Source organism: Haloarcula sp. CBA1122 (assembly GCF_009741785.1).
Classification (GTDB): Archaea; Halobacteriota; Halobacteria; order Halobacteriales; family Haloarculaceae; genus Haloarcula; species Haloarcula hispanica.
In genome coordinates this window covers 82,851-107,158 of the sequence record NZ_WPCB01000003.1, presented here as the reverse complement: position 1 = coordinate 107,158, position 24,308 = coordinate 82,851, and the positions used below count along the sequence as shown (strand labels likewise).

Here is a 24,308-nt window from a genome sequence, read left to right as displayed (position 1 = left end):
CTGATCTGGTTGCGACTGTCTACAGATACAGGCAAACGCGAGGACGTCGCCGATCTCGCTACGATACTATCGAACCGCGGCGGCGGACGGAAGCGCGGCCGGGTCTAGCTAAAACTCACACCGACATCGTGCATATCCTCGTTGTATCGAGCGATATTGATGAGCAGTGGCGTCAGACTCTCGACCTCCGTAGCGTTCGATAGCGGCCCAGCAGGGATCGGTCGGACGCCCGCAAGGTCATCAGTTAGCGTCACGACTCGTTCACTGACCGCCGGGTCGTCCGCGACCACCAGCGTATCCACATCGAGCGTGGCCTCCAGATCCGCTAGCCGGTCCGCGGCGAGGTTGTGGAACGCGCCGGCCACTGGAACAGATTCAGGGGCTCGCTCCGCGACAAACTCAGTAACGCTCCCTGTCGACGGTGGTCGGTAGTGAAGTCCATCCCCATCGCCGTTCATTCCGACGGCGGGGCTAATGAGCAGTTGGTCTGAGAGCACGTCATCTTCTGCCAGTGCTTCAACTGTATCGCCGACGTGGTGTGGCGGAATAGCCAGGATAACCACGTCTGCACCGGCCGCAGCGCTACTGTTGTCTGTCCCGTTGATTCCAGTCTCGACGCCGTGCTCGGACAGTCGTTCTTCGTACGTGCTCGCTCGCTCGGTGGCTTTCGCAGCGTCCCGCGAGCCGATCGTAATCGTGTGGTCCGTGTCCGAGGCAAACTGCATTGCGAGCCCCTCACCGATGTCACCAGTACCGCCCAGTATTGCTAACTCCATGCGCTTGCATAACGCCCCTTGAAACAAGAAGGTTTGTCCTGTCACGCGAATCGCTGACTACCATCGTTGCTGCCGGCAGACGAGAGCCGAGCGCGTCAGCAATGTGAAGACCACCCAGTGCCAAACGCGAACGGTTATTCGACCCAGACTGTCTTTTTGTTGACGAACTCTTTGATTCCCATCTCCGAGAGTTCACGGCCGTAGCCGGCGTCTTTGATGCCGCCGAACGGGACCCGCGGATCTGATTTGGTCATCTCGTTGATGTAGACACAGCCCGCGGAGACCTCTCGTGCCAGCCGCTGGCCGCGTTCCCGGTCCGCAGTCCAGAGGCTCGCACCCAGCCCGAAACGGGTGTCGTTCGCGACTGCGATTGCTTCTTCCGCATCGGCAACCTCGTAGACGGTCGCCACTGGTCCGAACGTCTCCTCTGTGTCGGCAGGGCATCCTGAAGGGACATCAGTCAGTACTGTCGGTGGGTAGAACGCGCCGGTCCGGTCAAGCGGCTCGCCCCCGGTCAACAGCGTTGCTCCGGCGTCGACGCTGGCCTGTACCTGGTCGTGGAGTTCGGCCATGAGGTCAGGGTCGGCCTGTGGACCGACATCAGTTTCGTCGGACATCGGGTCGCCGACAGTGAGGTCTTCGAAGGCAGCGACGAGTCGATCAACGTACTCATCGTAGACGTCTGTGTGAACAATAAAGCGCTTGGCGGCGATACACGATTGGCCACCGTTGAGCGTCCGTGCTTGTACCCCAGTTTCGAGGGCCGCATCGAGGTCTGCGTCGTCAAGGACGATAAACGGGTCAGACCCACCGAGTTCCAGTACGGTCTTTTTCAGGTGTTTGCCGGCGGTTTCGGCGACGGCACGGCCAGCAGGGCCACTTCCGGTCAACGTCGCCGCACGGACACGGTCGTCTGCGAGGATGCCGTCAACGTTACTGGAGCCAACCATCAGCGTCTGGAACGCGCCGTCAGGATAGCCGGCTTCAGCAAACACTTCGTCAAGTGCGAGCGCACAGCCGGGGACGTTTGAGGCGTGTTTGAGGAGGCCAACGTTGCCGGCAGTGAGATAGGGTGCAGCAAAGCGAATGACCTGCCAGAAGGGGTAGTTCCAGGGCATCACTGCAAGCACTGGTCCGAGCGGGTCATGGACTGTCTTTACCTCTGTCCCCGGTGGACTGGGGTGGTGCTCCTCGGAGAGATACTTGTGTGCGTATTCGGCGTAATGGTCACACGCCCAGGCACACTTTTCGACTTCAGCGACGGCCTGAGTGATGGGTTTGCCCATCTCCCGGGTCATCAGCTCTGCGTACCGCTGTTTGTTCTCCCGGAGGACCTCACCGGCGTTTACGAGCAATTGCTCGCGCTCACGCAACGGGACATCGCGCCATTCCTCGAACGTCGCTGCGGCTCGGTCCAGTTTTCGTTCGACCGTGTCGTCATCATCCGGGTCATACACGTCTAGCCGCTCACCCGTAGCGGGATTGACTGCTTCCATACCGGTTCAGTCTTCGGCGTCACACGTACATTAATCTTTACTGACCTAACTAATCTGATAGACGACAGCGTTAGCTTTTATATTCATAGGTCAGAAATGTGCTGATGATGTACAAGCACGTAGCCCTGTTAGTCAGACAGGACGGCATGTCTCACGAGGAGTTCGTCGACTACTGGCAGACCAATCACACGCCGATTGCAAAGGACATCGAGGGCGTGGTTCGCTACCAGCAAGTCCTTCCAACAGAACCAGCACACGCCGAATTCGACGGACTGGCGGAGCTGTACTTCGAGACGCTTGCGGACCTGCACGAGGCGCTGGGTAGTCCCGGCTCCCGTGACTATGACCCCACGAAAGCGGTCGCCGCGAAGGCCCGCGAGGACGTGAACAACTTCCTTGCTGTCGAGGAGCGGCCGCGTATTATCGGCGAAGAGATCGTCCAGAAAGACGAGGTCGACGGCGACACCGACGGCCTCTACAAGCACTCGGCGTTTCTCGTCCGGCAGGACGACATGACACACGATGAGTTCGTCGACTACTGGCAGAGCAACCATACGCCGATTGCCCGCGAAATCGAGGGCGTCGTCAAGTACAATACGGTCATCCCCACTGACCCCGAGAACGCCGAGTTCGACGGCGTCGCCGAACTCTACTTTGACGACCTCGAGAAGCTATACGACGCGCTCGGCAGCGAAGGGTCGCGGGATTACGCGCCCGACAAAGGGAAAGCGAAAGCGGCACGCGAGGACGTGGATAACTTCTTGGCTATCGACGAGCGGCCCCGGTTTATCGGCCAGGAACAGCTCGTCCAGGACGAGGGGTAGCATGCCCGACTACGAGGAGCAAGTCACGGAGGCGTTCCCGGAACTCGACTACATCTCGTCGGACAGCCTCCGCAGCAACGTCATCGAGGCGTGGACACTCGCGCTCGACCGAGGTGGCTGGCGCGACATTACCGATATCCCCTACGCCTGGAACATCCACGAAGTAACCAACGTCAGGCACGTCCGCGGTGTCACCAGAATCGCACGGGAATCCGCTATCGAGCAGCAGGAGTTCCACGGTGCCGACCCCGATATGGACGTCATCGTGGCAGCCACACTACTCCACGACGTCGGAAAGTGCTACGAGTACGTCGACTTCGTCGAGGACGAGAAGCTACTCGACCCGGACCCGAAATACGCAACCGAAGAGGTCCCACACTCCCTGTCGGGCTATGCACTCGCACACGAGGTCGGCTGTCCGCTGGCGGTCCAACGAGCGATTCCGCACTTTATCGGCGAGATCCCGACGCGGACACTGGAAGCCGAACTCGTCAAGAGTGCGAACTCCGCGTCCTCGAACGCGATTACCCAGTCAACGATGGGCATCACGCTGCAGGAGTGGGTCGATGAGTATTCCCAAACGTAGCCACTGGCGCGAACGATAGCGCTCTGCCACAGCGTCGACCGGCGAAACTAGTCCCTACGAGGCTTTCATTTTGAGTTTTCAATGGATTTCTACGCCCCCAACCAGCATTTACATCTAAATACACCGAAAATATTCTCATACATCAATAATTCCTTGCCATAAATGTCCCTAGAGGAGCCTGGTTTCGAAAATTCTCGTCAAAAGAATGATTAAGACAATTATTCATGTGGAAGTGCGGAGAAATACCACTCTTTCGAGTGTATATACACATATCGAGGGTATGCTGCGGCTTATGCGCTGAATTCGATGTACGATTTGATAGTATCCGGCGACTTCTCGAATGCGTCTGCAAACCCCGACACCGAGCACTGGGTCGTCATGATAGACGCAAGGAACCAGTCCGGGTATTCTGCAAGTGTGTTACGAGCGCGTTTGTAATGCCGGACGTTAGAGTTCACGCTCCCGAGCAACGCTTTGTTCTGGAGGACCAACTGCCTGTGAAGCGCTCCACCGTTGACAGTAAATTCCCAGTCCTCAGGGATGCCGAGGAGGACGCCGACTCCGTTCGCACCGAGTGCCTCGACCGTCGAAAACGCGTGTTTTGCATGCCCTGTCGCCTCGAACACCAGATCCATCGGCTCGTGGACATCGGGTATCTCGTCGACGGCCGTCTGTCGAGAATTAACGTAGGTAGCCCCCAGTTCCTCGATAATGTCGATGGTCGGGTCCGGCCGTTCACGACGGCCGAGACAGTACGTCCGCTCACACCGGTCTGCAAGCATCGCCAATGTGAGCAGTCCTAGCGGTCCGTTTCCGAGGACGAGTCCGGCAGCATTCTGCCACTCGAAGGTCGACCTGGAACGCTGTGCCAACTCGAGTGCCTTTTCGGCATTGCTGATCGGTTCGACCAGGAATCCGACATCCGCCAGCGATTCCGGGATCGGGACGAGAAACGATGCGGGTGTGGTGAAGTACTCGGCCATGTAGCCGTGCGCCCCCGCAATCCCCCGTTCGACATACTCACCTGGTGGAGCCATATCGGGCTCGTTGTTCTCGAAGAACCGACTCGACGTGTTTGCGGGCCGCCGGACTGTCGGGACGACAATCTCTCCCTCGTTCAGCGCGGTCCCGTTCGAGGACTCCACGACGCCGACGGCCTCGTGGCCCAGTATCTGGTAGTCGCTGCCCTCGGGAAACTCGCCATGTGATCCCGATAGCACCTCAAAGTCCGTTCCGTCGATGCCAACACGGAGCGTCCGCACGAGCACCTCTCCCTCGTCCGGTTCCGGGCGCTCGATGTCGATGCGTTCTGGCCGAGTCTTCCCCCGCTTGACAGCGATTGCATCCATTGTTGTAGGTATCCCCGTGAGTGAAACGCACCATCCATCAACAGTTGAATGTTTCGACCAATAGATAGAGGGACTTCGGCGAAATTATTTCGTATTACGAAAAGCTGTGAGGATGCGGGAAGCATACTGAACGACAGCGGTGTGAACGGCAAGTGGATGAGAAAGAACCGATGCAGCACCGCTACAGTACGATATGTGCATATTTAGGAGGGCCAGGTTCAGGTGAGTGAATTAGAATAATATGTGTACGGCTGTTATTTCGCTCACCACTCGCTCTCAAATGGTTTCGCTAAAAGAAATACCCTATCTCGGATAAAAATTTTTGTTGGGATATGTATGGCATTGCTGAAACTGCCGTCGGTCAGCTAGGACTGGAGTTGCTGCGGCTGTACTGAACATTGCTGATTCCAGGCTATATTGATAATGGCCGTGAACACGAATGGCTGACGAATGACTCAGATTTGCTCCGCATTGAGTTGCCTGACGGCGCTCAGAATCATCCCGGGGACATCCTCCTGTAACCGCTTCCCGCTCAGCCGTTCAGCGTGTCCTGCCACGTACACGGCTGCGGTTGTAGACTGGTCCTGAATCGGAACCGCGACGCAGTTTACGTCTGGATACTGCTCGCGACGCTCGAACGCGATACCTCGGTCCCGGATATTGTCGAGTTCGGCAGTGAGCGTCTGGCGATCCGTAATCGTGTTCTCGGTCATTGCAGGCAGACCAGTGTGGTCTAAAATAGCATCGACCGCCTCTGGGTCGGTCGCCGCGAGGATTGCCTTTCCCGGAGCGCTGCAGTGAAAACACGGGGAGTTTACGTGTCTCGGAGAGTCGTCAACAGCGGTGTGATAGACGTCGGCAATTTGCTTTTCGCACTTGATAACCAGTCCGGCAGACTCGCCGGTCGTCGCTGATATCTGGTCTATCTGGGGCTTCGTGTCGTGGTAGATGGGTGCCTGAGATTTAACGTGTTCGCCGATATCGGCAAACTGTAACGTCAGCTGATAGTTTCCTGTACTCTTTGTAACGTAGCCTGACTGCAACAGCGTATTCAGGTGCTTGTATGTCGTACTCCGAGTGTACCCGAGTTGCTCGGCCACCTCTGAGACGCCAAGCGGCCCGTCGGCGTCTCTGAGCACGTCGACGATGGCGAACGTCTTCATCGGTGCCGAAAGTGTTGCTGTCTCAGTTTTATCGGGCATAAGATTACTACTCCCGTCTATAGCTTAAGTTTTTATTATTATGAAACGATCGTTACCAGTCGGCGACGCTACCGTCCTCGTGCCGCCATATCGGGTTGTGCCAGTCGAGATCGGCCTCTGCCTTCTCCCGAACGACATCTAGTGCTACGTCGATACCCAGTCCCGGGCCATCCAGCGTCTTCAGGTAGCCGTCGTCGAACGCAAACGGGTTCGAATTCAGCAGATCGTGTGCGGGACTGGTCGTCTCAGAGTGGACGTCGAACCCCTGATCCTGGACTAACAGGTTCGGAACGACCGTATCCACCTGGATCGACGCAGCCAGCGCAATTGGACCCAGTGGGCAGTTCGGTGCAATGGCGACGTCGTGTGACTCCGCCATGTTAGCAAGTTTGACCATCTCTGAAATACCGCCTGCGTGAGAGACATCGGGCTGAATCACGTCAATCGCCCCCGTTTTGAGGAGGTCTTTGTAATCCCATCTCGAGTACAGTCGCTCACCTGCTGCGATTGGTGCGCGTGTCTGTGCCGCGATGTTCGGAAGGTGTTCGATGTTCTCGGGAAGCACTGGCTCTTCGATGAACATCGGTTCGACGGATTCGAGGCGGTTGGTGAGGGTCTTGGCCATCGATTTTGATACTCGGCCTCTGAAATCGATCCCGAGATCCACTCGGTCGTCCACCGCTGTTCGAACGTGCTGAATCCGTTCTGTGATCTCGTCGAGCGACGCCTTCGTTTCGATGAACCGGGTCTGATTCGTCGCATCCATTTTGAGTGCGGTGTAGCCGGCCTCGGCTAACCGCGTCGCTTCTGCAGCGACATCCTCCGGCCGGTCACCGCCGATCCACTTATACACTCTAACCTTATCACGGCTCTTCCCACCCAACAGTTCGTACACAGGTGCACCGAAGTGTTTCCCCTTGATATCCCAGAGCGCCTGATTGATACCAGCGATGGCAGACATCAGGATCGGTCCGCCGCGATAGAACCCGCCACGGTACAGCGCTTGCCAGTGGTCCTCGATTCTAAACGGGTCCTTCCCGATGAGATACTGGTCCAGCATCTCCTCGACCGCCGCTCGAACTGTTTTCGCTCTCCCCTCGATGACGGGCTCACCCCACCCCAGAACTCCGGTGTTGGTTTCTAGTTTCAGGAAGACCCAGCGGGGAGGGATTTCGAACAGTTCGTATCCGGTGATTTGCATACTGCCGCATCGTATCCGGAGTGTGATTAACCTTCATGATATAATCTGCATAATCCAGCTCCCACTGGGTTTACATATCGGTTGTGCGGCTGTGTATCGTGACGGTCGTCACCGCTGTCAGCTATCGACAGGACTCCAGAGGGCGGAAAAGAGACCAGTGTGAGTTAGCCGTTTCAATTCGTTGCTTCTCATCGGTGATCGATACGTGCCCTTCGCTAGGGTTGCTGGTGTAGCCCGCTACCCCAGCGCACTCCACTCGATATGTTTCGAGAGTTCCGGTGGATCGTCCGGATTGTATCCCTTCTTGACGGCCGTCTTGTACGTGAGCGATTGCAGGATCTTCAACGGGACTATCGGGTGGTCCGGTGATCGGGACGGGAGTTTGATTGAGATGTCTCCACCGTAGTCGTTCGTCGGCCGCCGCAGGACAATTGTGATCACTCCGGCGTCGCGTAGCTTTGAAACGACCTCGCTGGTCAACGATGACTTCGATTCTCGGGTCGCAATGACGAGTGCCGGCTCACCGGCAGCGTTTGCGATGGGACCGTGGCTGATTTCCGGTGTCGGGAGTGCTGTCGTATGCAACAGTGCACCCTCGCCGAACTTCGTCGCCGCCTCGCCTGCAAGCCCATATTCGATCCCCTGTCCGAGAGTGTAGAGTGTCTTGGCCTCCGCGAGGACAGCGACGGCTGCCTGAAAGTCCTGGTCGATGACGTTCCGGCATGTGCGTTGCAGTTCGTTCGGTGTGTACTCACTGTATTTGCTTTCGAGCAGCGAGAACGTCAGCATCAACGCGGCATCGACTGTTTTGGTAGCAAGGACTGCTTTCTCGGTCCCCGCCGGCGTGACGAGGATCTCGTCCGCTACAGACCCCAGCGTCGAATCGGCGCTGTTTGTAATACCGATAACGACTGCACCTCCCTCTTTTGCTCGGCGAGCGGCTGTAACGGTTTCAGACGTTTCGCCGGACTGGGAGTAGGCGACGACAACCGTTTCCTCAGTAATCGGCGGACCGGCGAACAGATATTCTGACGCGGCGTGCGCCGTTGCATCGATGCCGCTCTGGAAAGACGCATACTGACCGATCACGCCGGTCCAGTACGAGGATCCACAGCCGATGAAGTGGACTCGGTCAGCGTGTGCAATACGCTCGCGTGGCTCGGAAAGGTCGTGCGTGCTCAGTTCGAAATCGTTCAGTCGGTCGATACCGGAACGGATCTCGTCGTAGATGCGTGTGTGGTCATGTTTTGATGTTCATGGGACGGCACTGTGGTCAGTTGTTTCAGCGACAACGCCGGCAGAGGCTTCGGTCAGCCAGCAACTGTCTGACTGACCGAAGCCTCTCTGCGATCACTTAGATTACCAATTGATGGCAGTGTATTATAAAACCACACGATAGGTATTTGTGATAGTCCACAGGAACACAGTGTTACGAAGAATATCCTAAACAATTAATTATATATACTACATGGGTCGTTGGTGATAGCATATGTCAGACAGTAGTTTGCGGAGTGGCAAGCGACGTCGCTTCATCAAAAGCGCCGGAGCGGCAACAGTCACGCTGCTCGCGGGCTGTGGCAGCAACGGAAGTTCAGAGAGTACCTCCGGGGATGGCGGGGACGGCGACTCCGGCGCGAGCACCGGGGAGCAATCGAACGATATAACCACCCTCACAGTCCGTCACTTCGTCAATGACCACATTGAGACGTTCTACGAGAAGCACAATCCCATACTGAAGAAAGAACACGGGATCAGCGTGGATTTCGAGACGATGGGCTGGGGCGTCGCTCGGAAGAAGCAAAACAACAGTATCTCCACCCGGACCGGTCCGGACGTCGAAGAGATCGCATCGACGTGGATGCCACAACAGGTCAATTCCGACGGCTGGATGGACCTCGAAGAAGCCGGCGTCTCGATGCCGACAGACAATATCTACGAGTCACCGCTTCAGATCGGTAAATTCGACGGCGTCCGGGCTGGGTTCCCCTGGTTCTGGGGACCCCGCGGACACATTTATTATAAATCGCTGTTCGAGGAAGCCGGTATCGATGGCCCTCCGTCGACCTGGGACGAACTCGCGAATGATGCGTCGAAGTACAACACGCAGGCCGAAAAGTGGGAACAGGAAGGCTACAACACGAGATACCTGTTCGGCATTCCGGGGGCGAACAACTGGGCAGTCGTCCAGTACTATATGATGCTCATCTGGCAAAACGGCGGGAGCGTGATCGACGGGTCCAAGCCGACATTCGACAGTGACGCGGCGGTGGAGGCGCTGAATTTCTACAAGGACCTGTCGACGACGCACAAGGCGTCCCCACAGGCGTCAGTCGAGTGGAACGGCGTTGCACGGAACAACGCGTTTAGCAGCAAACGGATAGCCTCGACGTGGCAGGGGCTCAGAGTAGCAAACGATATCGACGCCGAACTCGGCGTCGGCAAGCCGCCGGCCGGTCCCCGGGGAGAGTCGTCGACCTTCTTCGGAGTGAACCTCATGGGCATCCATCCCTGGACGAAGAAGAAGAGCGAAGCCGCGACGTTCATCGAGTATCTGATGCAGCCGGGGGTCAACGCAGAACTCGCGAAGGGCTCTGGCTTCTTGCCGACGATCAAGAGTAGCTTCGAGCAAGACGCCTTCCAGGGTGAGCTGTATCAGTCCTTCAGTGAAGACGTTCTGAACAACACAAACGCCAAGACAGCGCCGCAAGTCGTGGGCTGGGGTGATGTCTCCGGAGCGATCAAGGGGGCTGTCACGAAGGTACTCACGAAGGCAGCAACGGACTCCTGGTCCGAAGGCGATACCGAGAAGGCACTCCAACAGGCTGCGATGCAGGCAGAAAACGCGCTTCAAGGATAACCTCGGAAAACAGGCGTTTCAGTGTGGTTCTGTGCTTGTCCGGTCGAATAGCTACTATAGTAACAATTGAAACGATGTACACACTTATCGCACTGCCGTCGTGCGATCAGGTGTGCATTGATTTTCAATGGCTACTATAGCTTTGTGTCGGGACCGTGTCACTCTAGCGTCGTGCAGAACGGTTAAATACATTGCATAATAATCGATTGTGTATGCTCCTGTCCGCGTACCAGCGAGTCAGACGTCGACTCCCAGCGGTTCATATCCCATACGTTAGCTCGTTACCTGCAAGCCAGCGCTTCGGACTCAAGCTCATTGCCCCGGCTCTGGCAATGATGCTTCTCGTCCACGGGATTCCAGTCATCCTCGGGTTCGTTATGAGCTTCTACGAGTTCCCGTCGCTCAGATACACTGACTGGTTCCGCCCAGAGACGTTCGTCGGGCTTGACCACTTCGCGAAGGTCTTCCAGAAGGATACGATCTATGGCGCACAGTTCTGGAACTCGCTCAAAGTCACCATTCTGTACACGGTTGGCTCGGTCGTAGGGACGTACGTTCTCGGGCTCGTCACCGCACTCACCCTCGATAAGCAATTCCGGGGGAAGCTTGTCGCGAGGACCGTGATTCTGATTCCGTACGTGACACCGGTTGTCGTCACGCTTCTCACCTGGCGGATGATGTTCCGGAGCGATACTGGAGTCATCAACGCGTTACTCCGGCAGGCCGGACTCATCGAGGGGTCCCTGTTCTGGCTGCTGGGTCCAAACTCACTGTACGCGATAATCATCGCGAACGTCTGGCGGAACTTCCCGTATGCGGCGATCATGTTGTACGCCGGACTGCAGTCGGTACCGGAGCAGTTGTACGAGGCTGCAGAGATAGACGGGGCCGGCCGGTGGGGGAAACTGCGGTACGTGACGCTGCCACAGTTGAAGCCCGTCTCTGCCGTCATTCTGCTGCTGTTGATCCTCTGGACCTTCATCAACTTCCCCGTCCCGTATATTTTGCTGGGAGGGTCACCGAGCGAATCGGGGAACGTCCTGATGTTGCTCATCTACTCCTTTGGCTTCAAACAGAGTGCGTACGGGATCGGGTCCGCGCTCAGCGCGATGCTGTTCCTGTTCTCTATGACCATCGCATACGTCTATTACAAGCGCGTTGTGGCGTCTAGCTACGACGGAGGGGCTATCTGAGATGCTCAGTTCGCTCATGGCTGCTGTCGGGTCAGAAAGTACGATGGTGCCCGACGAAATGCGGCTGACTGCCGATGGTAAAGAGCTCGTGTACCAACTGCTCTGGCGCTCCGTGCTCATCCTTGTTCTCATATTCGCGATATTCCCCGTCTGGATGATGTTCACGACGTCGTTCAAAACCCGCGATGAAGTGCTGCAACTCGGGCTCGACATAATTCCGGCGGACCCCTATGTCCAGAACTACTTCCTGATGTTCCAGCGGTTCCCGCTCGTCGACTACTACGTTAACAGCCTGGTCATTTCGAGCGTGACAACAGTTCTTTCGCTGCTCATCGGTGGACTGGCTGCCTACTCGTTGTCGCGATATGAGTTCCCTGGCAAGGAGAAATTCGAGATGGGGGCACTCGCAACGCAGATGATCCCCGGAGTACTCATCCTCATCCCGATGTTTCTGTTGTTCATCGTCATGGACCAGTCGGCGAACGTTCCGATGAAAGACACGTACCATGGAATGATATTCCTCTATACGACGTTTACCGTCCCGTTCACCATCTGGATGCTTCGTGGGTACTTCGACACGATACCGACCGCGCTGGAGGAAGCCGCGCGGATCGACGGCTGTACGCGGACACAGGCCCTGTTCCGCGTCGTCATGCCGCTTGCAGCACCGGGCCTGGCTGCGACTGGGATGTTCGTGTTCCTGCTCGCGTTCAACGAGGTGCTTTTCGCGTCGGTCCTGGCGACCGACAACGTCACGCCGTTCTCCATTGGGATTCAGAACTTCCAGCAGCAGGATCAGACGATGTGGGGCCAGATGATGGCTGCCTCGACGCTCGCCGCTGTCCCACTGCTCGCAATCTTCGTCGTGTTCCAGCGGCAGATCGTTTCCGGGCTGACGTCCGGGAGTGTCAAGCAGTAATCTTCGGCTCCAGTGTTGTGGCGGTTCGCGATTCCAAACGTAGTTTTATATCCCCAGCACGTCGGATGTTGTTATATGCAGACTCAGACGGTGGCGAGTATGCCATTAGCACAGAAAGTCGGCCAGTTATTCATGGCTGGCTTTGATGGCACCGAACCGACTGCTGGGATACGGGAACTGATTCGTGAGTACAACCTCGGCAACATCATTTATTTCACCCGAAATATTACGTCGCCGGCGCAGGTGGCAGCCCTCTCGGCGGAGTTGCAGTCAGAAGCCACAGCAGTCGGCGCTGGCCTCCCACTGTTCGTCGCCACCGACCAGGAGGGCGGCGTCGTCTCACGCCTCAACTGGGGCACGCAACTGCCGAGTCAGATGCTCATTGGGGCCTGCGATGACGAAGCGATGGCTCGGAAAGCAGGTGCGACCGTCGGACGGGAGCTACGGAGCCTCGGGATCAATCTGAACCTCGCGCCAGTCCTCGACGTCAACAACAACCCGGACAACCCCGTAATCGGTGTCAGATCCTTCGGTGAAAATCCCGAGCGCGTGGCCGCGCTGGGCGCAGCCATGGCCCAGGGCCTCCAGTCCGTGGCTGTCGCGGCCTGTGGGAAGCATTTCCCCGGTCATGGCGACACGGCAGTCGATTCACATCTCGACCTGCCGGTGGTCGCCCACGAGCGGTCCCGACTGGAACGCGTGGAGTTCGCACCGTTCGAAGCGGCGATACAGAGCGGTATCGACGCGATCATGACCACACACGTTGCCTTTCCGGCGATAACAGGCGACGCGGAACTGCCAGCGACGATATCGTCGGCAGTCCAGACAGCACTGCTTCGAAAGCAATTGGGGTTTGATGGGTTACTCGTCACGGACTGTCTCGAGATGGACGCGATTGCCGAAGGCGTCGGTCCCGCCGAAGGGGCTGTCCGTGCAATCGAGGCCGGGTGTGATATCGTCACTGTTTCACATACGTTCGAGCGACAGCGTGCAGCGATTGAGGCCGTGCTTACCGCCGTCCGAACGGGACGGCTTACCGAGGAGCGAATCGACCGGTCGCTGCAGCGCATCCGGCGTTGTAAACAGCAACGGATGGGTGCATCTGAGACTGCCGAAAAGCCGGAGTGGAATCGCTGTGCGCCCGAATCGAAACAGCTTGCAACTGAAATCGCAAACTGTGGGGTAACACTCGTCAGGGACGACAGCGAGACAGTGCCGTTCGATACGTCGCGTCACCTGCATGTGGTCAGCTTTACCGGAACGCGGGGGTCGCCCGCCGAGGACGAGCGATACGACCCAGAGGCGGTCTCTGCTGCGCTCAGCGAGGTCGGGTTTGAAATCACGACACATACAGTGGCGACCGGTGAGACTGTCGAGATAGCGCCAGAGAACGAGCAGATTGTCGCTGTCAGTTACGATGCCCTGGCAAACGAGTCACAGGCAGCGACGCTCCGGACGCTCATTGCGCACCACGACCAGCTGGCAGTCCTTGCCGTACGGAACCCATACGACCTCTCTGTCTGTCCAGGTGCGGCCACGTTTTTGACGACCTACGGCTACTCACCAGGTGCGATTCAGGCAGCGGCGAAAACACTGGCAGGGACAGTCGACCCAACGGGGACGCTTCCGGTCACGATTCCCGACTGAGGTCGCTTCAACGACAGTGCTCGTGAAACGCCAGCGACCTTATCCGAGAAACTCCTGTGCGGACTCGTGCAGCGGGACGAACCCCTCCGCACTGCGGGCCCCGGCCTGTTTCCCGAACACGAGATTCTCGGCGCGAAGTCCGTCGATGAGGTTGTCGAACTCGGCGTCGATGCCGCCGTGCTCGACGAGGAACTCTACCTGAGACTCGTGTTTCTTGATCGCTGTGACCTTCTGTTCCAGGTACCCATCGATATCGATGAACATGGAGGGGGTAAACTCCGATGTCGGCTTGCCGAAGTAGTAGATGTTGTCCGGATCACAGGGTTCGAAATCCGTCTCAACGAGGGGGAGCGAAGCCATGTAGTACGCGTCCGTAACTAAACGTGACGTCGCTCGGTGGTCTGGATGCAGATCGTCTTTGTAGTGCGTGAGGATGATGTCCGGGTCGTACTCCCGGATTACATCCACCATCTCTACACGGTTCTCCAGGGAGTAAGTGATCCGCCCGTCTTTGAACTCGAGGAACGCGACTTCCGACGCGCCTAACACTGCCCCCGAGGCGCGGGCCTCCTGTTCGCGGACTCTCCCGACGGCTTCCTGTGAGTCCGTTCGCAGCCCGCCGTACTCTCCCCGAGTCATGTGTACGATACTGACCTCGTCACCGCGTTCAGCGTGCTTTGCTATCGTACCGCCACAGAAGACATCTGCGTCGTCTGGGTGGGCAACTACTACGAGGACGTCCATACTATGCTATGGTATTGTAAGTTATTATTTATATCTTTTCTCTGTTACAGATGTGTGAGCAGGCGGTCGACGACGTACGCAGCACCGTCTTCGTCGAGACACATCGGGTTGAGAACAATCTCGCCCTCGTCGATGCGGTCCTCGCCGACATACACGCGCGGGTCCTCGCGCTGCAGTTCTGACACCAACGCGGCTGCCGAAAGAGTCGATTGGGAGTGAGTTATATCCACAATGATCCGTGGAGCAACACTCTGCTCACCACCAGCAACAACTGTGGTCTCTACGCCCGCTGCCTCAAGTTGGCTCGCCATGTTTTCGGCGAGGTTCTCCCACTCGGCGACAAGCGCTTCCTGATCCTCTTCGATGAATAGTTCTAGCGCGCGAATGAGGCCGACAAGTTCCTCCTTGCCGACCTTGAGCGACCGTCCGATTCCCTGTCTGGGAACCCCATCGAACCGTTCCGTATCGATAAGCGAGCTGGGTGGGTTCCAAACCCGGCGGTCGACGTGCATATCCTGGTGCTGCACAGCGATTGAACGGATATACTGACGTTTGCCGGCGATGATACCCGTCGTCTGTGGGCCCCGGATTCCTTTGCCACCGCTGAACACCACCATGTCCGCTCCCTGCTCGACGAAACGAGAGAGGTTCTCAATGGGCGGCACCTCGGCGGCAGCGTCGACAATCACGGGAACATCGTGTCGGTGTGCGATCTCCGAGACAGTCGAGAGGTCCGGCTGTGTGTATGTTTTCTGGACGTACGCGACCCCGGCAGTGTTTTCGTCGATGGCGCTTTCGATCTCCCAGGGTTCCACGTTTGTTGCGCCAGTGCCGAGATGGTAATCGTTTGTCCCGACATCGACGATGTTTGCGCCAGCCGCTCGCAGTGCGTGGTCGTACCCCGTCCGGTGAGTCCGGGGCATCACGATGTCGTTTGGTGCGTCTGTCGGATGGGGTAACTCCGACATGGTCTCCGGGTCGTCCCCCGCGATTGCGGCAGCCGCGGCCAACAACAGGCCGGCCTCAGCACCCGGCGAAACGTATCCGGCTTCCGACCCGGCGATTTCAGCGATCTGTTCGGAAGCCTTTGCCTCTAGATCACTCAGCTGAACGAATTCGTCGGCAGCAGCGCGCATGGCGTCCGCGGCTTCCTCTCGAATGAGGCTGCCGCCAATCCGCGTTTTTGTGCCCGCTGCATTGACGACCGGCGTGACACCCAACTGACGATACACCGACTCTGACTCTGTTGTGAATGGAACCATAGTTGTGCTCTTTTCACTACCGCTAGTCCCGTATACGAACTCAAACCCGCTCCAGGTATATGAAAGATTCCCATCTATAATCGAAAAACACAAACTATTATATATCTCTGTGGGACAATAACAGGTATCGCATGGCACAGTTAGAGCTCGATAACCTTGTCAAGACGTTCTCCGACGGGAGCGACGAGGTTGTCGCTGTCGATACGGTGAATATGTCGCTAAACGACGGCGAGTTTCTGGTACTGGTCGGCCCATCCGGCTGTGGAAAATCGACAACCTTGCGGATGGTCGCCGGGCTTGAGACGGTGACTGAGGGTGATATTCTGATCGGAGACGAGTCTGTCATCGGCACCGAGCCCCGTGACCGCGATATCGCGATGGTCTTTCAGAACTACGCGCTCTATCCACATATGACCGCAGAGGAGAACATGTCGTTCGGGTTGAAGATGACGACGGACCTAGATACAGAAACGATTGAACAGCGTGTAACCGAGACAGCCGAGATGATGGGCATCGAGGACTTGCTTGATGATCCGCCAAAGGAGCTATCTGGGGGCCAGCAACAGCGGGTGGCGCTCGGGAGAGCAATCGTTCGGGACCCAGCGGTGTTCTTGATGGACGAGCCACTGAGCAATCTGGATGCCAAGCTCCGGACGAAAATGCGGACAGAGCTAAAGAGCCTCCAGAACGAACTCGACGTGACAACGATCTACGTTACTCACGACCAGACGGAGGCAATGACGATGGGCGACCGTATCGCTATTCTGGACGATGGCGTGTTACAGCAGGTTGGAACGCCACTGGAGTGTTATCACCGTCCAGCCAATCGGTTTGTCGCCGGGTTCATCGGGTCGCCCTCGATGAACTTCATTCCTGCCGCTGTCGAGGACGGGTCGCTAGTGCACCAGGAGTTTACCTACGAGCTGTCCGCTGAAACCGCCGCCCAGCTCGACGGGTACGAGGAAGTCATCCTCGGTGTCCGGCCTGAAGATATTCAGCTCAACACCGCGACTGGCCCGGAGCAGACCGTTACCGCGACCGTCGACGTCGTCGAGCCACTTGGGGACCTGTTTCATGTGTACGTGACTATCAACGGGCAGCAGTATACGGTCACCGTCGAGGATGGAGCAAACCTCGGGAATGGCGTCACGGTCGGATTGCAGTTCCCAGAGGAGGTCATCCATCTGTTTGATGCGGACTCCGGCACTGCGATCAAGAACAGTGAAACGGAAATCGACGAAGAGAGTCCGGTTGCAGCCTGATTTTCTCATTCCGCGACGCCCGATAGAACGTGGCTTGAGAATACCCGAGAAGGGTACCAGTGGTAGTGACGGCCGGAAGAATACCAAAGGAGCCACTGGGAGGACCAGCGCGGAACCGACCCATTTTGACGGCTCTGTGAGCAGGGCTTGCTGACGAGATGGTCTGAGACGTGCTTGCTCAGTATTCAATATTTCCGCTCTGCGAGCGGGTGTGGGAGTTCGTTTCGTAATGTGAAATTCATTCACGCAGTCACCAGAAGTAGCTAGCGAGGCGCAGTCACTTGCTATATGAACTGTTGTCGTTGTGAGGGGTCAGTACCGCAACGGCACTGTGTTTCGTAATACGACATCTGCATGGCCTTCAGATAACAGGCGTACAAATATTATCGGAGTGGTCGACTGCTCTACACGTCTCACTAGGCGTCGGGAGCAGAGGGGAGACAGATGCAACCCTGACTGAGATTCAACACCTGTGAACAACCCTCACTGTAGGCCGGATGGTTGCACTGCGCTCTGGAGCGCACATATCTCAGAGATACAGCCATAGGATAACAGGCGTACATCTATTATCTGATTCAGAATCAGCCTGAGAGTTACCGGCCGTAGGTGATAGTGTCGGCGTTGGAGTGCAGACCAGTATCGAGGCGATACGAGAAGCGATTGCGGTTGTGCAAGGAGAGTGCTGAGCACGAACAGGGCGAATCGAAACGGACTGGGAGACCGTGACAGGACTAGTCCCGGTAACGCTGCTATCCTCGCTATGTTCTCATTTGTATTTCGTATGCTGCGGCCGAGTTCAAGCTGATTGAACATCCTGGTGTACAGCAAGTGCCACCGTCCGACATCTGCATCGGCCGGCATTAGAGCACCGGGACACCGCCGCCTTACTCCGTTTCTCAGTGGCAATACAGTGGTCAGTAGGTACGTAAACGGACGGACGGAATTTAGGAGAGTCACTGGATTGCCGAGTTTTGGGTAGTATATCATGGTGCAGTCGTCGCGACGCCACTGGGAATACACCTGATAACACAGTCCCCGGACACAGAGTTCAATCTTGTTGAATAATTTTATAAACAGTTAGCCGAATATACGCGTATGACAGGACAAGGCCCGATAGAGTCCGCCGGGAGGGTGCTGGACATTATTGAAGCACTGAAAACGGAACAGGCACTCGGCGTCACTGAGCTGGCAGAGCGGGTGGAGATGCCCAAGAGCACAGTCCACGTTCATCTCTCGACACTCCAGAGCCGAGGCTACGTCGTCCAGGACCAGAACAAGGCGTATCGGCTGAGCTTGCGGTTTCTGGATATCGGGATGAAAGTCCGCGAGCGGCAGGAGATGTACCAGGAGGTCGCCCCGAAACTGAACGAGATAGCCGACGAAACCGACGAGAAAGCGTGGTGGATCGTCGAAGAGAACGGAAAGGCGGTCTTCCTGGCCAAAGCGCTCGGCAGTCGGGCGATTCAGACAAACTCACAGATCGGCCAGTACACCGAACTGTACAGGCTCGCTGGTGGCATGGCAATCCTCTCAGTGTTGCCGAAACACCGGCGGGAGACAATCCTCGAAAGCTACGACTACCCCCTCCCCGACAGTCGGGAGCGGCAGGAACTCGAAGCAGAACTCGACGAGATTCAGGACCGCGGCGTCGCCTACGGCATCGACCAGTTCCTCGAAGGCGTAGCCGGCGTCGGTGCCCCGCTGGTAGACAACGCCGGCAACACGTACGGTGCCATCAGCGTGTCGGGACCAGCGAACCGGCTGGACTCCGAACGCATCGAAAACGAACTGACGGACCTCATCCGTGGAATCTCCGGCGAGCTACAGGTGAATCTCTCTTATCAGTAGTTCTACTGACTCGAACACCACTGATCTGGGCAAGACACCTGTGAGACCGTTCGAATCCCTTCGGAACAACGCTATAGCACGATAGAAGCCGATTCAATAGAATAGAACTTTCCGTGTTACATGTTGACACTCTTGATGTGTTGGCACTCTAGTGGTCGTTACCGCTCGGTGCATGGGGCTCGAACTATGGTCGGTAAGCCCCGTCTCGAACGGGGCCCTGCGCTATACGGCTAGTGACCGGGGATCGGGTCGTGCCCGGCGATTGTCGCCATAGTCAGTCAGTGACACCGACGCCGAGGTGTCTGTCGAGTACGTCCTCGTTGTTCTGGATCTCCGCCGCAGTCCCCTCGTGGACGATCTCGCCCTTTTCGAGGATGTACGTGTACTCCGAGACCGCCAGTGCGACCGGGATGTTCTGCTCGACGACCAGCACCGTGATACCCTGTTCGTTCAGTTCGAGGATCAGGTCCTCTATCTGCCGGACGACATAGGGTGCGAGCCCTTCCGTCGGTTCGTCAAGCAACAACAGATCCGGGTCGCAGTCAGGGCGCGGCCGACCGCGAGCATCTGCTGTTCGCCACCGGAAAGGACCGACCCGTCCTTGTGTTCTCGCTCCGCGAGGTTCTCGAACATATCCAGTACGTCGTCGACTGACGGCCCATCAGGCGACTCGGCACCGATTTCACCCATTCTGATGTTCTCTCGGACGGTCAACTCGGGGAAGATCCGTCGCTCTTCGGGAACGAACCCGATGCCGCTCCGGATCGTCGCCTCGGAGTTGCGTGTCGTGATGTCCTCGCCGTTGAACGTTATTGACCCACCAGTCGGGGTGATGTTACCGACAATCGACCGTAGCGTCGTCGTCTTGCCGACGCCGTTGCGCCCGACCAGCGACACAACGCTTCCGCGTTCGACATCCATCGAGACGCCCTGTAGCACCTCGGTCATCCCGTACCCGGCCCGGACATCTTCGAGAGAGAGGAGCGGGTCAGTCATTCTCGGACACCACCGAGGTACGCATCGCGGACGTCTTCGTTGTTTGCGATCTCGTCGGGTGTCCCGCTTGCGAGTTCTTCGCCGCGAGTAAGGACAGTAATCCGGTCCGAGACACGCATCACGAGGTCGATATCGTGTTCGATGAGCATCAACGACCGATCCGAGAGGACCTCATCGATGAGGTCCATCGTGGCCTGTGTTTCCTCGCTACTCATTCCGGCGGTCGGTTCGTCGAGCATGACGAGGGCGGGGTCTGTCGCCAGCACGAGCCCCAGTTCGAGTCGTCGCTGATCGCCGTACGCCAGGGCCTCCGCGTGCTCGTCAGCCCTGTCTTGGAGCCCGATCTGTTCCAGCACCGTCCCGGTTTGCTCCGTGATCTCGTCGAAGCCGTTCTTGTCACGGAACAGCGCTTCGCTGGGATTGATCTCGTCACTGTGGACGGACTGTGCTGCCAGCCGCACGTTTTCTCGAACGGTGAGACCGCCGAAAACGTTCGTAATCTGGAACGAGCGGCCCAGTCCGCGGCCAACCCGTTCGTGTGGCGCGACGTCAGTGATGTCCTCACCTTTGAACCGCACGACACCCGCTGACGGCGATAGTGCGCCAGTGATGAGATTAAACGTCGTTGTCTTCCCGGCCCCGTTTGGCCCGATAACGCTCCTGAACTCACCGTCCGCAACCGACAGCGACACGTCGTCAACGGCGGTGAGCTTGCCGAACCGCTTCGTCAGTCCGTCCGTTTCGAGTACAGTCTCAGTCATCGCTTCTCACTTCCGGCTCATCCATGTCGACAGGACCGTCCGCGTTGTTGGCCGTCTCCAGCCGTTGTGCGACGAGAGACGGAATCGATACGATACCGCGTGGGACGAACAGCACGAACAGGATAAACATCGTCCCGATGATAAGCCGCCACTGGTCGGTGTACGACGAGAGGAACTCCTCGGCACCGAAGAAGACACCGGAGCCGATCATGGGACCGTACAGTGTCCCCATTCCGCCAAACAGCGCAATGACGATGACTTCACCAGAGTGGATCCAGTTGAGGGTCTGGTCCGGTGAAATGATGACTGTCGACGGACTGATTGCGAGGAGGCCGCCAGCCAGTCCAGCCATTCCGCCGCTGATGACAAACGCCCGGCGCTTGTATCTGTTGACGTCATAGCCGATGAACTCCGCTCGCTCCTCGCTTTCCCGAATCGACTGCAGGACACTGCCAAACGGCGCGTTCATCATGCGCCGAGCGAACAGGAACGACAGCAGGGCGATGAGCAAGGCGAGATAGTAGAACACGAACTGCTGTCCGAGTTCGTAGCCGAGGAGCCCGAACTCGATGTTCGAGAGCGACGCCCCGACAGTACCGAATCCGAGGAACGCTTCGAAGCCGAGCAGGCCGTCGCTCCCGCCGGTAAAGTCGAACTTGAACACAGCGCTGTAGAGCAGTTCCGCGAACGCCAGCGTGATCATGGCGAAGTACACGCCGGAGACCCGAATCGAGAGGCTGCCGACGATCCAAGCTAGGACAGCACAGATGAGAATCGCCCCGAGCAACACGACGAAAACCGACTGCGAATAGTGCAACATGACGAGCGCGGCGGTGTACGCACCGACGCCGTAGAACATCGTGTGGCCCAGGGGGACCAGGCCGGCATAGCCCATCACGATATCGAGACTCAGTGCGAAGATAGCCCAGATCAGGATCTCGTTGAGAACGACGAGGTAGTACTGGTCGCCCATGAACAGAATCGCGAGTGGGGCGAGCGCGAGCGCGACAACGGCGATACCGCCGAGCCGTACCCGTGTGCTGTCCGCCAGTACCCCGCCGTACCCCCCGACGAGGATCTCGCCCTCGCTTTCCGACTCGTCACCTCGCGTTCCGAACAGTCCTTGCGGTTTCACGAGCAACACGGCGATCATGAGCAGGTACACAGTCAACCCCTCGAGATTGGGAACGCTCAGCGTGACATCGCCGACCGTTGCCACGACAGACCCACTGTAGGCCCGCATCAGCGTCTGGACGACACCGACGAGCAACCCGCCGAAGACGGCACCCCTGAAGCTACCGAGGCCGCCGAGGACGACGACAACGAACGCCGGGATGATGACGCTGTTCCCCATGCCGGTGTTCACGTTCTGGTAGCCGCCGAGGACGATCCCGGCGACGGCAGCGAGCGCCGCACCGACACCGAAGACCAGGGTGTAGTACTGGTCGATGTCGATACCGACGTTTCGGACCATTTCGCGGTCCTGCGATCCGGCACGAATGATCATCCCGTACTTCGTCCGGTTCAGCAGGTACCACGTCACTACCGCGAGCAGCGCCGCAAAGACGATCATGAAGTAATTGTACACGGACACCTGGACGCCCAGTATGGACACTGGCCGACTCAGATACTCCGGGACAGCTAGCTGTCGTTGCTGTGTCCCCCAGATAAGACGGATACCGTCGTTGATCACGAGCACGAGCCCGAACGTCAGGAGAATGTGATATAACGGGTCTCGACCGTACAGCGGTCGGACAGTCGTTCGCTCGATAGCGGCACCGATGAGGCCGACGGCGACCGGTGCAACCACTATCGCGATCCAGAACCCAGTCCCCGCGCCGAACGGCGCGATGATGCTGAGGGAGAAATACGCACCGAGTGCGAACAGTTCGCCATGGGAGAAGTTGATCACGTCCATCACGCCGAAAATGACCGATAGGCCGGCGGCTAGCAGGACGTAAACCATCCCCAGGGTGAGGCCATTCAGCAGTTGTTCGATGAAATCGGCAGCAACCATCGTACTACCTACATCTCACAGCCGAGGTCACTGGCCGGTGGCAGCGTCTCCGAACCCGGGACCTGTTCGAGGAGTTCGACATCCGCTGTGTCGCCATCGCCCTCGACGAGTTCGGCCATCCACGTCGGATTGGTGGCCTGGTGATCGCTCTCCCGAAGCGTGATATCCCCAAGCACTGTCGTGAACGTGCCACCTTCGAGGGCGTCTCGGACATCCCCGGGTTCGGTGCTCCCGGCTTCGTTCATTCCCTTGGCCATCAGCCGCATCGAGTCGTAGCCGACGCGGGCGAAGTTGCCGGGCTCTCTGTCGTTCTCGCTGGCGTAGGCCTCGACGAATGCCTGATTGTCCCCGGTCTCGAGCGAGGGGTCATACCGAGCGCCGCCGAAGGTGCCGACGCTGTTCGACCCGGTCCCGGCACGGACGCTCTGGAACGTCTGGGTCGGACCGACAACAGCCATCTGGTCGGTGAGGCCCTGATCTGCGGCCTGGTTAGTGAAGTTCACCAGATCACCACCGGTCATCCCCAACACGACCACGTCAGCGTCGGAGTTGCTGATCTGCGTGATGAACGAGCCGTAGTTGCTGGCACCCAACGCCGACGTTGATGTCCCGACCTCGGTGTAGTCGTCACTGGCACTCTCCATTCGTCTGCTCGTGCGGTTGTACACCGAGTCGCCGTACGCGTAGTCCGCGTAGTGGAACCAGACGTTGTTCCCCAGATTGTTGACTGAATACGCCGATATCGCCTCAGCGATCTGTGCAGTGTTCGTTTCAAAGCGGAACACCCATTCGTTGCAGGCAGACCCGGTGATCGGAACCGCTGCGCCGCCTGGGAAGTAGATATGCTCAGATTGCGCGGCAAAGTCGTTCAGCCCGAGCGCAACGGAGCTTGAAATCGCACCGAACACGAACTCTGCCCCCTCTTCCTGAACGACACGCTGGGCCTCGGACTGTGCGGCCCCGGCCTCAGTCTCTGTATCGCCCGTCACCAGCTCGAACTCGAAGTCGTAGTCGTCGTTGTTGTTTATCTCCGTTACAGCGAGTTCAGCGCCAGTACGCTGGCCCGGCCCGAGAGAGCTGAACGGGCCAGTCATTGGATTCAGGCTCGCGACGGTCACCGCCTCCTCGCCACCTGTTGATCCACCTTGGCAGCCGGCGAGGCCAAGCGCGCCGACCGCGCCAGCGGCGGCGATGAACTGTCTCCGTGAACGGTCGATTCCCACACTACTGTCTGGTGAGGTACCTTCGCTCGACATAGGTTCATTATCTATTGTTAAGCAAATCGTATTAAAGCCTTGCCCCCTGTCGGCGTGTCTCGCGCTGTTCGCCGCGTTCGGTAACTCCACTATCGCGTCTCGCGGCTTTTGA

At 57.9% G+C, this 24,308-nt stretch carries 19 protein-coding genes and 1 pseudogene; 8 read left to right on the top strand and 12 right to left on the bottom strand.

The window, feature by feature from the left end:
• Window positions 1–104 precede the first annotated feature (104 nt).
• Together npdG and GJ630_RS02095 are read right to left on the bottom strand one after the other, a co-directional pair.
• Window positions 105–776: an NADPH-dependent F420 reductase gene (gene npdG / locus GJ630_RS02100; protein WP_191449317.1), complete on the bottom strand. Its 672-nt coding sequence runs from the start codon at window positions 774–776 to the stop codon at window positions 105–107.
• Between the two features lie 134 nt (window positions 777–910).
• Window positions 911–2,272: an NAD-dependent succinate-semialdehyde dehydrogenase gene (locus GJ630_RS02095; protein ID WP_191449316.1), complete on the bottom strand. Its 1,362-nt coding sequence runs from the start codon at window positions 2,270–2,272 to the stop codon at window positions 911–913.
• 104 nt (window positions 2,273–2,376) lie between these two features.
• On the opposite strand from GJ630_RS02095, the gene GJ630_RS02090 reads away from it, so the two are divergent.
• Entirely contained in the window at window positions 2,377–3,096 is a 720-nt protein-coding gene (locus tag GJ630_RS02090; RefSeq protein WP_023842934.1) for an EthD family reductase, read from the top strand.
• Window position 3,097: 1 nt separating this feature from the next.
• Window positions 3,098–3,682, top strand: a complete 585-nt coding sequence (locus tag GJ630_RS02085; RefSeq protein ID WP_050036566.1) for an HD domain-containing protein — start codon at window positions 3,098–3,100, stop codon at window positions 3,680–3,682.
• Between the two features lie 290 nt (window positions 3,683–3,972).
• On the opposite strand, the gene GJ630_RS02080 is transcribed toward GJ630_RS02085, so the two are convergent.
• From GJ630_RS02080 to GJ630_RS02065, 4 genes are all read right to left on the bottom strand, one after another.
• Window positions 3,973–5,031, bottom strand: coding sequence for a glucose 1-dehydrogenase (locus tag GJ630_RS02080; RefSeq protein WP_191449315.1), 1,059 nt, complete (start codon window positions 5,029–5,031; stop codon window positions 3,973–3,975).
• Between the two features lie 455 nt (window positions 5,032–5,486).
• Window positions 5,487–6,233, bottom strand: coding sequence for an IclR family transcriptional regulator (locus GJ630_RS02075; RefSeq protein ID WP_014030871.1), 747 nt, complete (start codon window positions 6,231–6,233; stop codon window positions 5,487–5,489).
• Window positions 6,234–6,285: 52 nt separating this feature from the next.
• Window positions 6,286–7,434 (bottom strand): galactonate dehydratase, encoded by a 1,149-nt coding sequence (gene dgoD / locus GJ630_RS02070; RefSeq protein WP_014030872.1) that lies wholly within the window; start codon window positions 7,432–7,434, stop codon window positions 6,286–6,288.
• A 237-nt stretch (window positions 7,435–7,671) separates the two neighbouring features.
• Window positions 7,672–8,523 (bottom strand): SIS domain-containing protein, encoded by an 852-nt coding sequence (locus GJ630_RS02065; RefSeq protein ID WP_371726801.1) that lies wholly within the window; start codon window positions 8,521–8,523, stop codon window positions 7,672–7,674.
• 400 nt (window positions 8,524–8,923) lie between these two features.
• Between GJ630_RS02065 and GJ630_RS02060 the strand changes: the two genes are divergently transcribed.
• The 4 genes from GJ630_RS02060 (at window position 8,924) to nagZ (ending at window position 14,050) form a co-directional block, all read left to right on the top strand.
• A complete protein-coding gene (locus tag GJ630_RS02060; protein ID WP_252718695.1) occupies window positions 8,924–10,291 on the top strand; it encodes an extracellular solute-binding protein in 1,368 nt (455 codons plus the stop codon).
• 332 nt (window positions 10,292–10,623) lie between these two features.
• Complete coding sequence (locus tag GJ630_RS02055) at window positions 10,624–11,484, top strand: carbohydrate ABC transporter permease (protein ID WP_008308407.1); 861 nt, start codon at window positions 10,624–10,626, stop codon at window positions 11,482–11,484.
• Window position 11,485: 1 nt separating this feature from the next.
• Window positions 11,486–12,403 (top strand): carbohydrate ABC transporter permease, encoded by a 918-nt coding sequence (locus GJ630_RS02050; protein WP_014030876.1) that lies wholly within the window; start codon window positions 11,486–11,488, stop codon window positions 12,401–12,403.
• Between the two features lie 99 nt (window positions 12,404–12,502).
• Window positions 12,503–14,050: a beta-N-acetylhexosaminidase gene (nagZ, locus tag GJ630_RS02045; RefSeq protein ID WP_197427615.1), complete on the top strand. Its 1,548-nt coding sequence runs from the start codon at window positions 12,503–12,505 to the stop codon at window positions 14,048–14,050.
• A gap of 39 nt (window positions 14,051–14,089) precedes the next feature.
• Here the strand turns inward: nagZ and GJ630_RS02040 are convergent, their stop codons facing one another.
• Together GJ630_RS02040 and GJ630_RS02035 are read right to left on the bottom strand one after the other, a co-directional pair.
• On the bottom strand, window positions 14,090–14,794 hold the full coding sequence (locus tag GJ630_RS02040; RefSeq protein WP_014030878.1) for a PIG-L deacetylase family protein: 705 nt from the start codon (window positions 14,792–14,794) through the stop codon (window positions 14,090–14,092).
• 44 nt (window positions 14,795–14,838) lie between these two features.
• Window positions 14,839–16,056: an aminotransferase class V-fold PLP-dependent enzyme gene (locus GJ630_RS02035; RefSeq protein ID WP_050007469.1), complete on the bottom strand. Its 1,218-nt coding sequence runs from the start codon at window positions 16,054–16,056 to the stop codon at window positions 14,839–14,841.
• Between the two features lie 131 nt (window positions 16,057–16,187).
• Between GJ630_RS02035 and GJ630_RS02030 the strand changes: the two genes are divergently transcribed.
• Together GJ630_RS02030 and GJ630_RS02025 are read left to right on the top strand one after the other, a co-directional pair.
• Complete coding sequence (locus GJ630_RS02030; protein WP_191449313.1) at window positions 16,188–17,318, top strand: ABC transporter ATP-binding protein; 1,131 nt, start codon at window positions 16,188–16,190, stop codon at window positions 17,316–17,318.
• Between the two features lie 1,095 nt (window positions 17,319–18,413).
• Window positions 18,414–19,166: an IclR family transcriptional regulator gene (locus GJ630_RS02025; protein ID WP_191449312.1), complete on the top strand. Its 753-nt coding sequence runs from the start codon at window positions 18,414–18,416 to the stop codon at window positions 19,164–19,166.
• Between the two features lie 274 nt (window positions 19,167–19,440).
• Here GJ630_RS02025 and GJ630_RS02020 read toward each other — a convergent pair.
• The 4 genes and pseudogenes from GJ630_RS02020 to GJ630_RS02005 form a co-directional block, all read right to left on the bottom strand.
• Window positions 19,441–20,162, bottom strand: a pseudogene (locus tag GJ630_RS02020) (ABC transporter ATP-binding protein).
• Window positions 20,159–20,923, bottom strand: a complete 765-nt coding sequence (locus tag GJ630_RS02015) for an ABC transporter ATP-binding protein (protein WP_014030883.1) — start codon at window positions 20,921–20,923, stop codon at window positions 20,159–20,161. The pseudogene GJ630_RS02020 and the gene GJ630_RS02015 overlap by 4 nt, the downstream one beginning before the upstream one ends.
• Window positions 20,916–22,940 carry an ABC transporter permease gene (locus tag GJ630_RS02010; protein ID WP_014030884.1) on the bottom strand — a complete coding sequence of 675 codons (2,025 nt, stop codon included), beginning with the start codon at window positions 22,938–22,940 and terminating at the stop codon, window positions 20,916–20,918. The genes GJ630_RS02015 and GJ630_RS02010 overlap by 8 nt, the downstream gene beginning before the upstream one ends.
• 8 nt (window positions 22,941–22,948) lie before the next feature.
• Window positions 22,949–24,196: an ABC transporter substrate-binding protein gene (locus tag GJ630_RS02005; protein WP_129754775.1), complete on the bottom strand. Its 1,248-nt coding sequence runs from the start codon at window positions 24,194–24,196 to the stop codon at window positions 22,949–22,951.
• Between the last annotated feature and the right edge of the window lie 112 nt (window positions 24,197–24,308).

Bases quoted from the DNA above. Each gene is read 5' to 3' on its own strand.
- GJ630_RS02030 (WP_191449313.1), top strand. From the start codon at position 16,188: ATGGCACAGTTAGAGCTCGATAACCTTGTCAAGACGTTCTCCGACGGG.
- GJ630_RS02015 (WP_014030883.1), bottom strand. From the start codon at position 20,923: ATGACTGAGACTGTACTCGAAACGGACGGACTGACGAAGCGGTTCGGC.
- nagZ (WP_197427615.1), top strand. From the start codon at position 12,503: ATGCCATTAGCACAGAAAGTCGGCCAGTTATTCATGGCTGGCTTTGAT.
- GJ630_RS02090 (WP_023842934.1), top strand. From the start codon at position 2,377: ATGATGTACAAGCACGTAGCCCTGTTAGTCAGACAGGACGGCATGTCT.
- GJ630_RS02050 (WP_014030876.1), top strand. From the start codon at position 11,486: ATGCTCAGTTCGCTCATGGCTGCTGTCGGGTCAGAAAGTACGATGGTG.
- GJ630_RS02055 (WP_008308407.1), top strand. From the start codon at position 10,624: ATGATGCTTCTCGTCCACGGGATTCCAGTCATCCTCGGGTTCGTTATG.
- GJ630_RS02010 (WP_014030884.1), bottom strand. From the start codon at position 22,940: ATGGTTGCTGCCGATTTCATCGAACAACTGCTGAATGGCCTCACCCTG.
- GJ630_RS02095 (WP_191449316.1), bottom strand. From the start codon at position 2,272: ATGGAAGCAGTCAATCCCGCTACGGGTGAGCGGCTAGACGTGTATGAC.
- dgoD (WP_014030872.1), bottom strand. From the start codon at position 7,434: ATGCAAATCACCGGATACGAACTGTTCGAAATCCCTCCCCGCTGGGTC.
- npdG (WP_191449317.1), bottom strand. From the start codon at position 776: ATGGAGTTAGCAATACTGGGCGGTACTGGTGACATCGGTGAGGGGCTC.
- GJ630_RS02080 (WP_191449315.1), bottom strand. From the start codon at position 5,031: ATGGATGCAATCGCTGTCAAGCGGGGGAAGACTCGGCCAGAACGCATC.
- GJ630_RS02075 (WP_014030871.1), bottom strand. From the start codon at position 6,233: ATGCCCGATAAAACTGAGACAGCAACACTTTCGGCACCGATGAAGACG.
- GJ630_RS02035 (WP_050007469.1), bottom strand. From the start codon at position 16,056: ATGGTTCCATTCACAACAGAGTCAGAGTCGGTGTATCGTCAGTTGGGT.
- GJ630_RS02085 (WP_050036566.1), top strand. From the start codon at position 3,098: ATGCCCGACTACGAGGAGCAAGTCACGGAGGCGTTCCCGGAACTCGAC.
- GJ630_RS02060 (WP_252718695.1), top strand. From the start codon at position 8,924: ATGTCAGACAGTAGTTTGCGGAGTGGCAAGCGACGTCGCTTCATCAAA.
- GJ630_RS02025 (WP_191449312.1), top strand. From the start codon at position 18,414: ATGACAGGACAAGGCCCGATAGAGTCCGCCGGGAGGGTGCTGGACATT.
- GJ630_RS02005 (WP_129754775.1), bottom strand. From the start codon at position 24,196: ATGTCGAGCGAAGGTACCTCACCAGACAGTAGTGTGGGAATCGACCGT.
- GJ630_RS02040 (WP_014030878.1), bottom strand. From the start codon at position 14,794: ATGGACGTCCTCGTAGTAGTTGCCCACCCAGACGACGCAGATGTCTTC.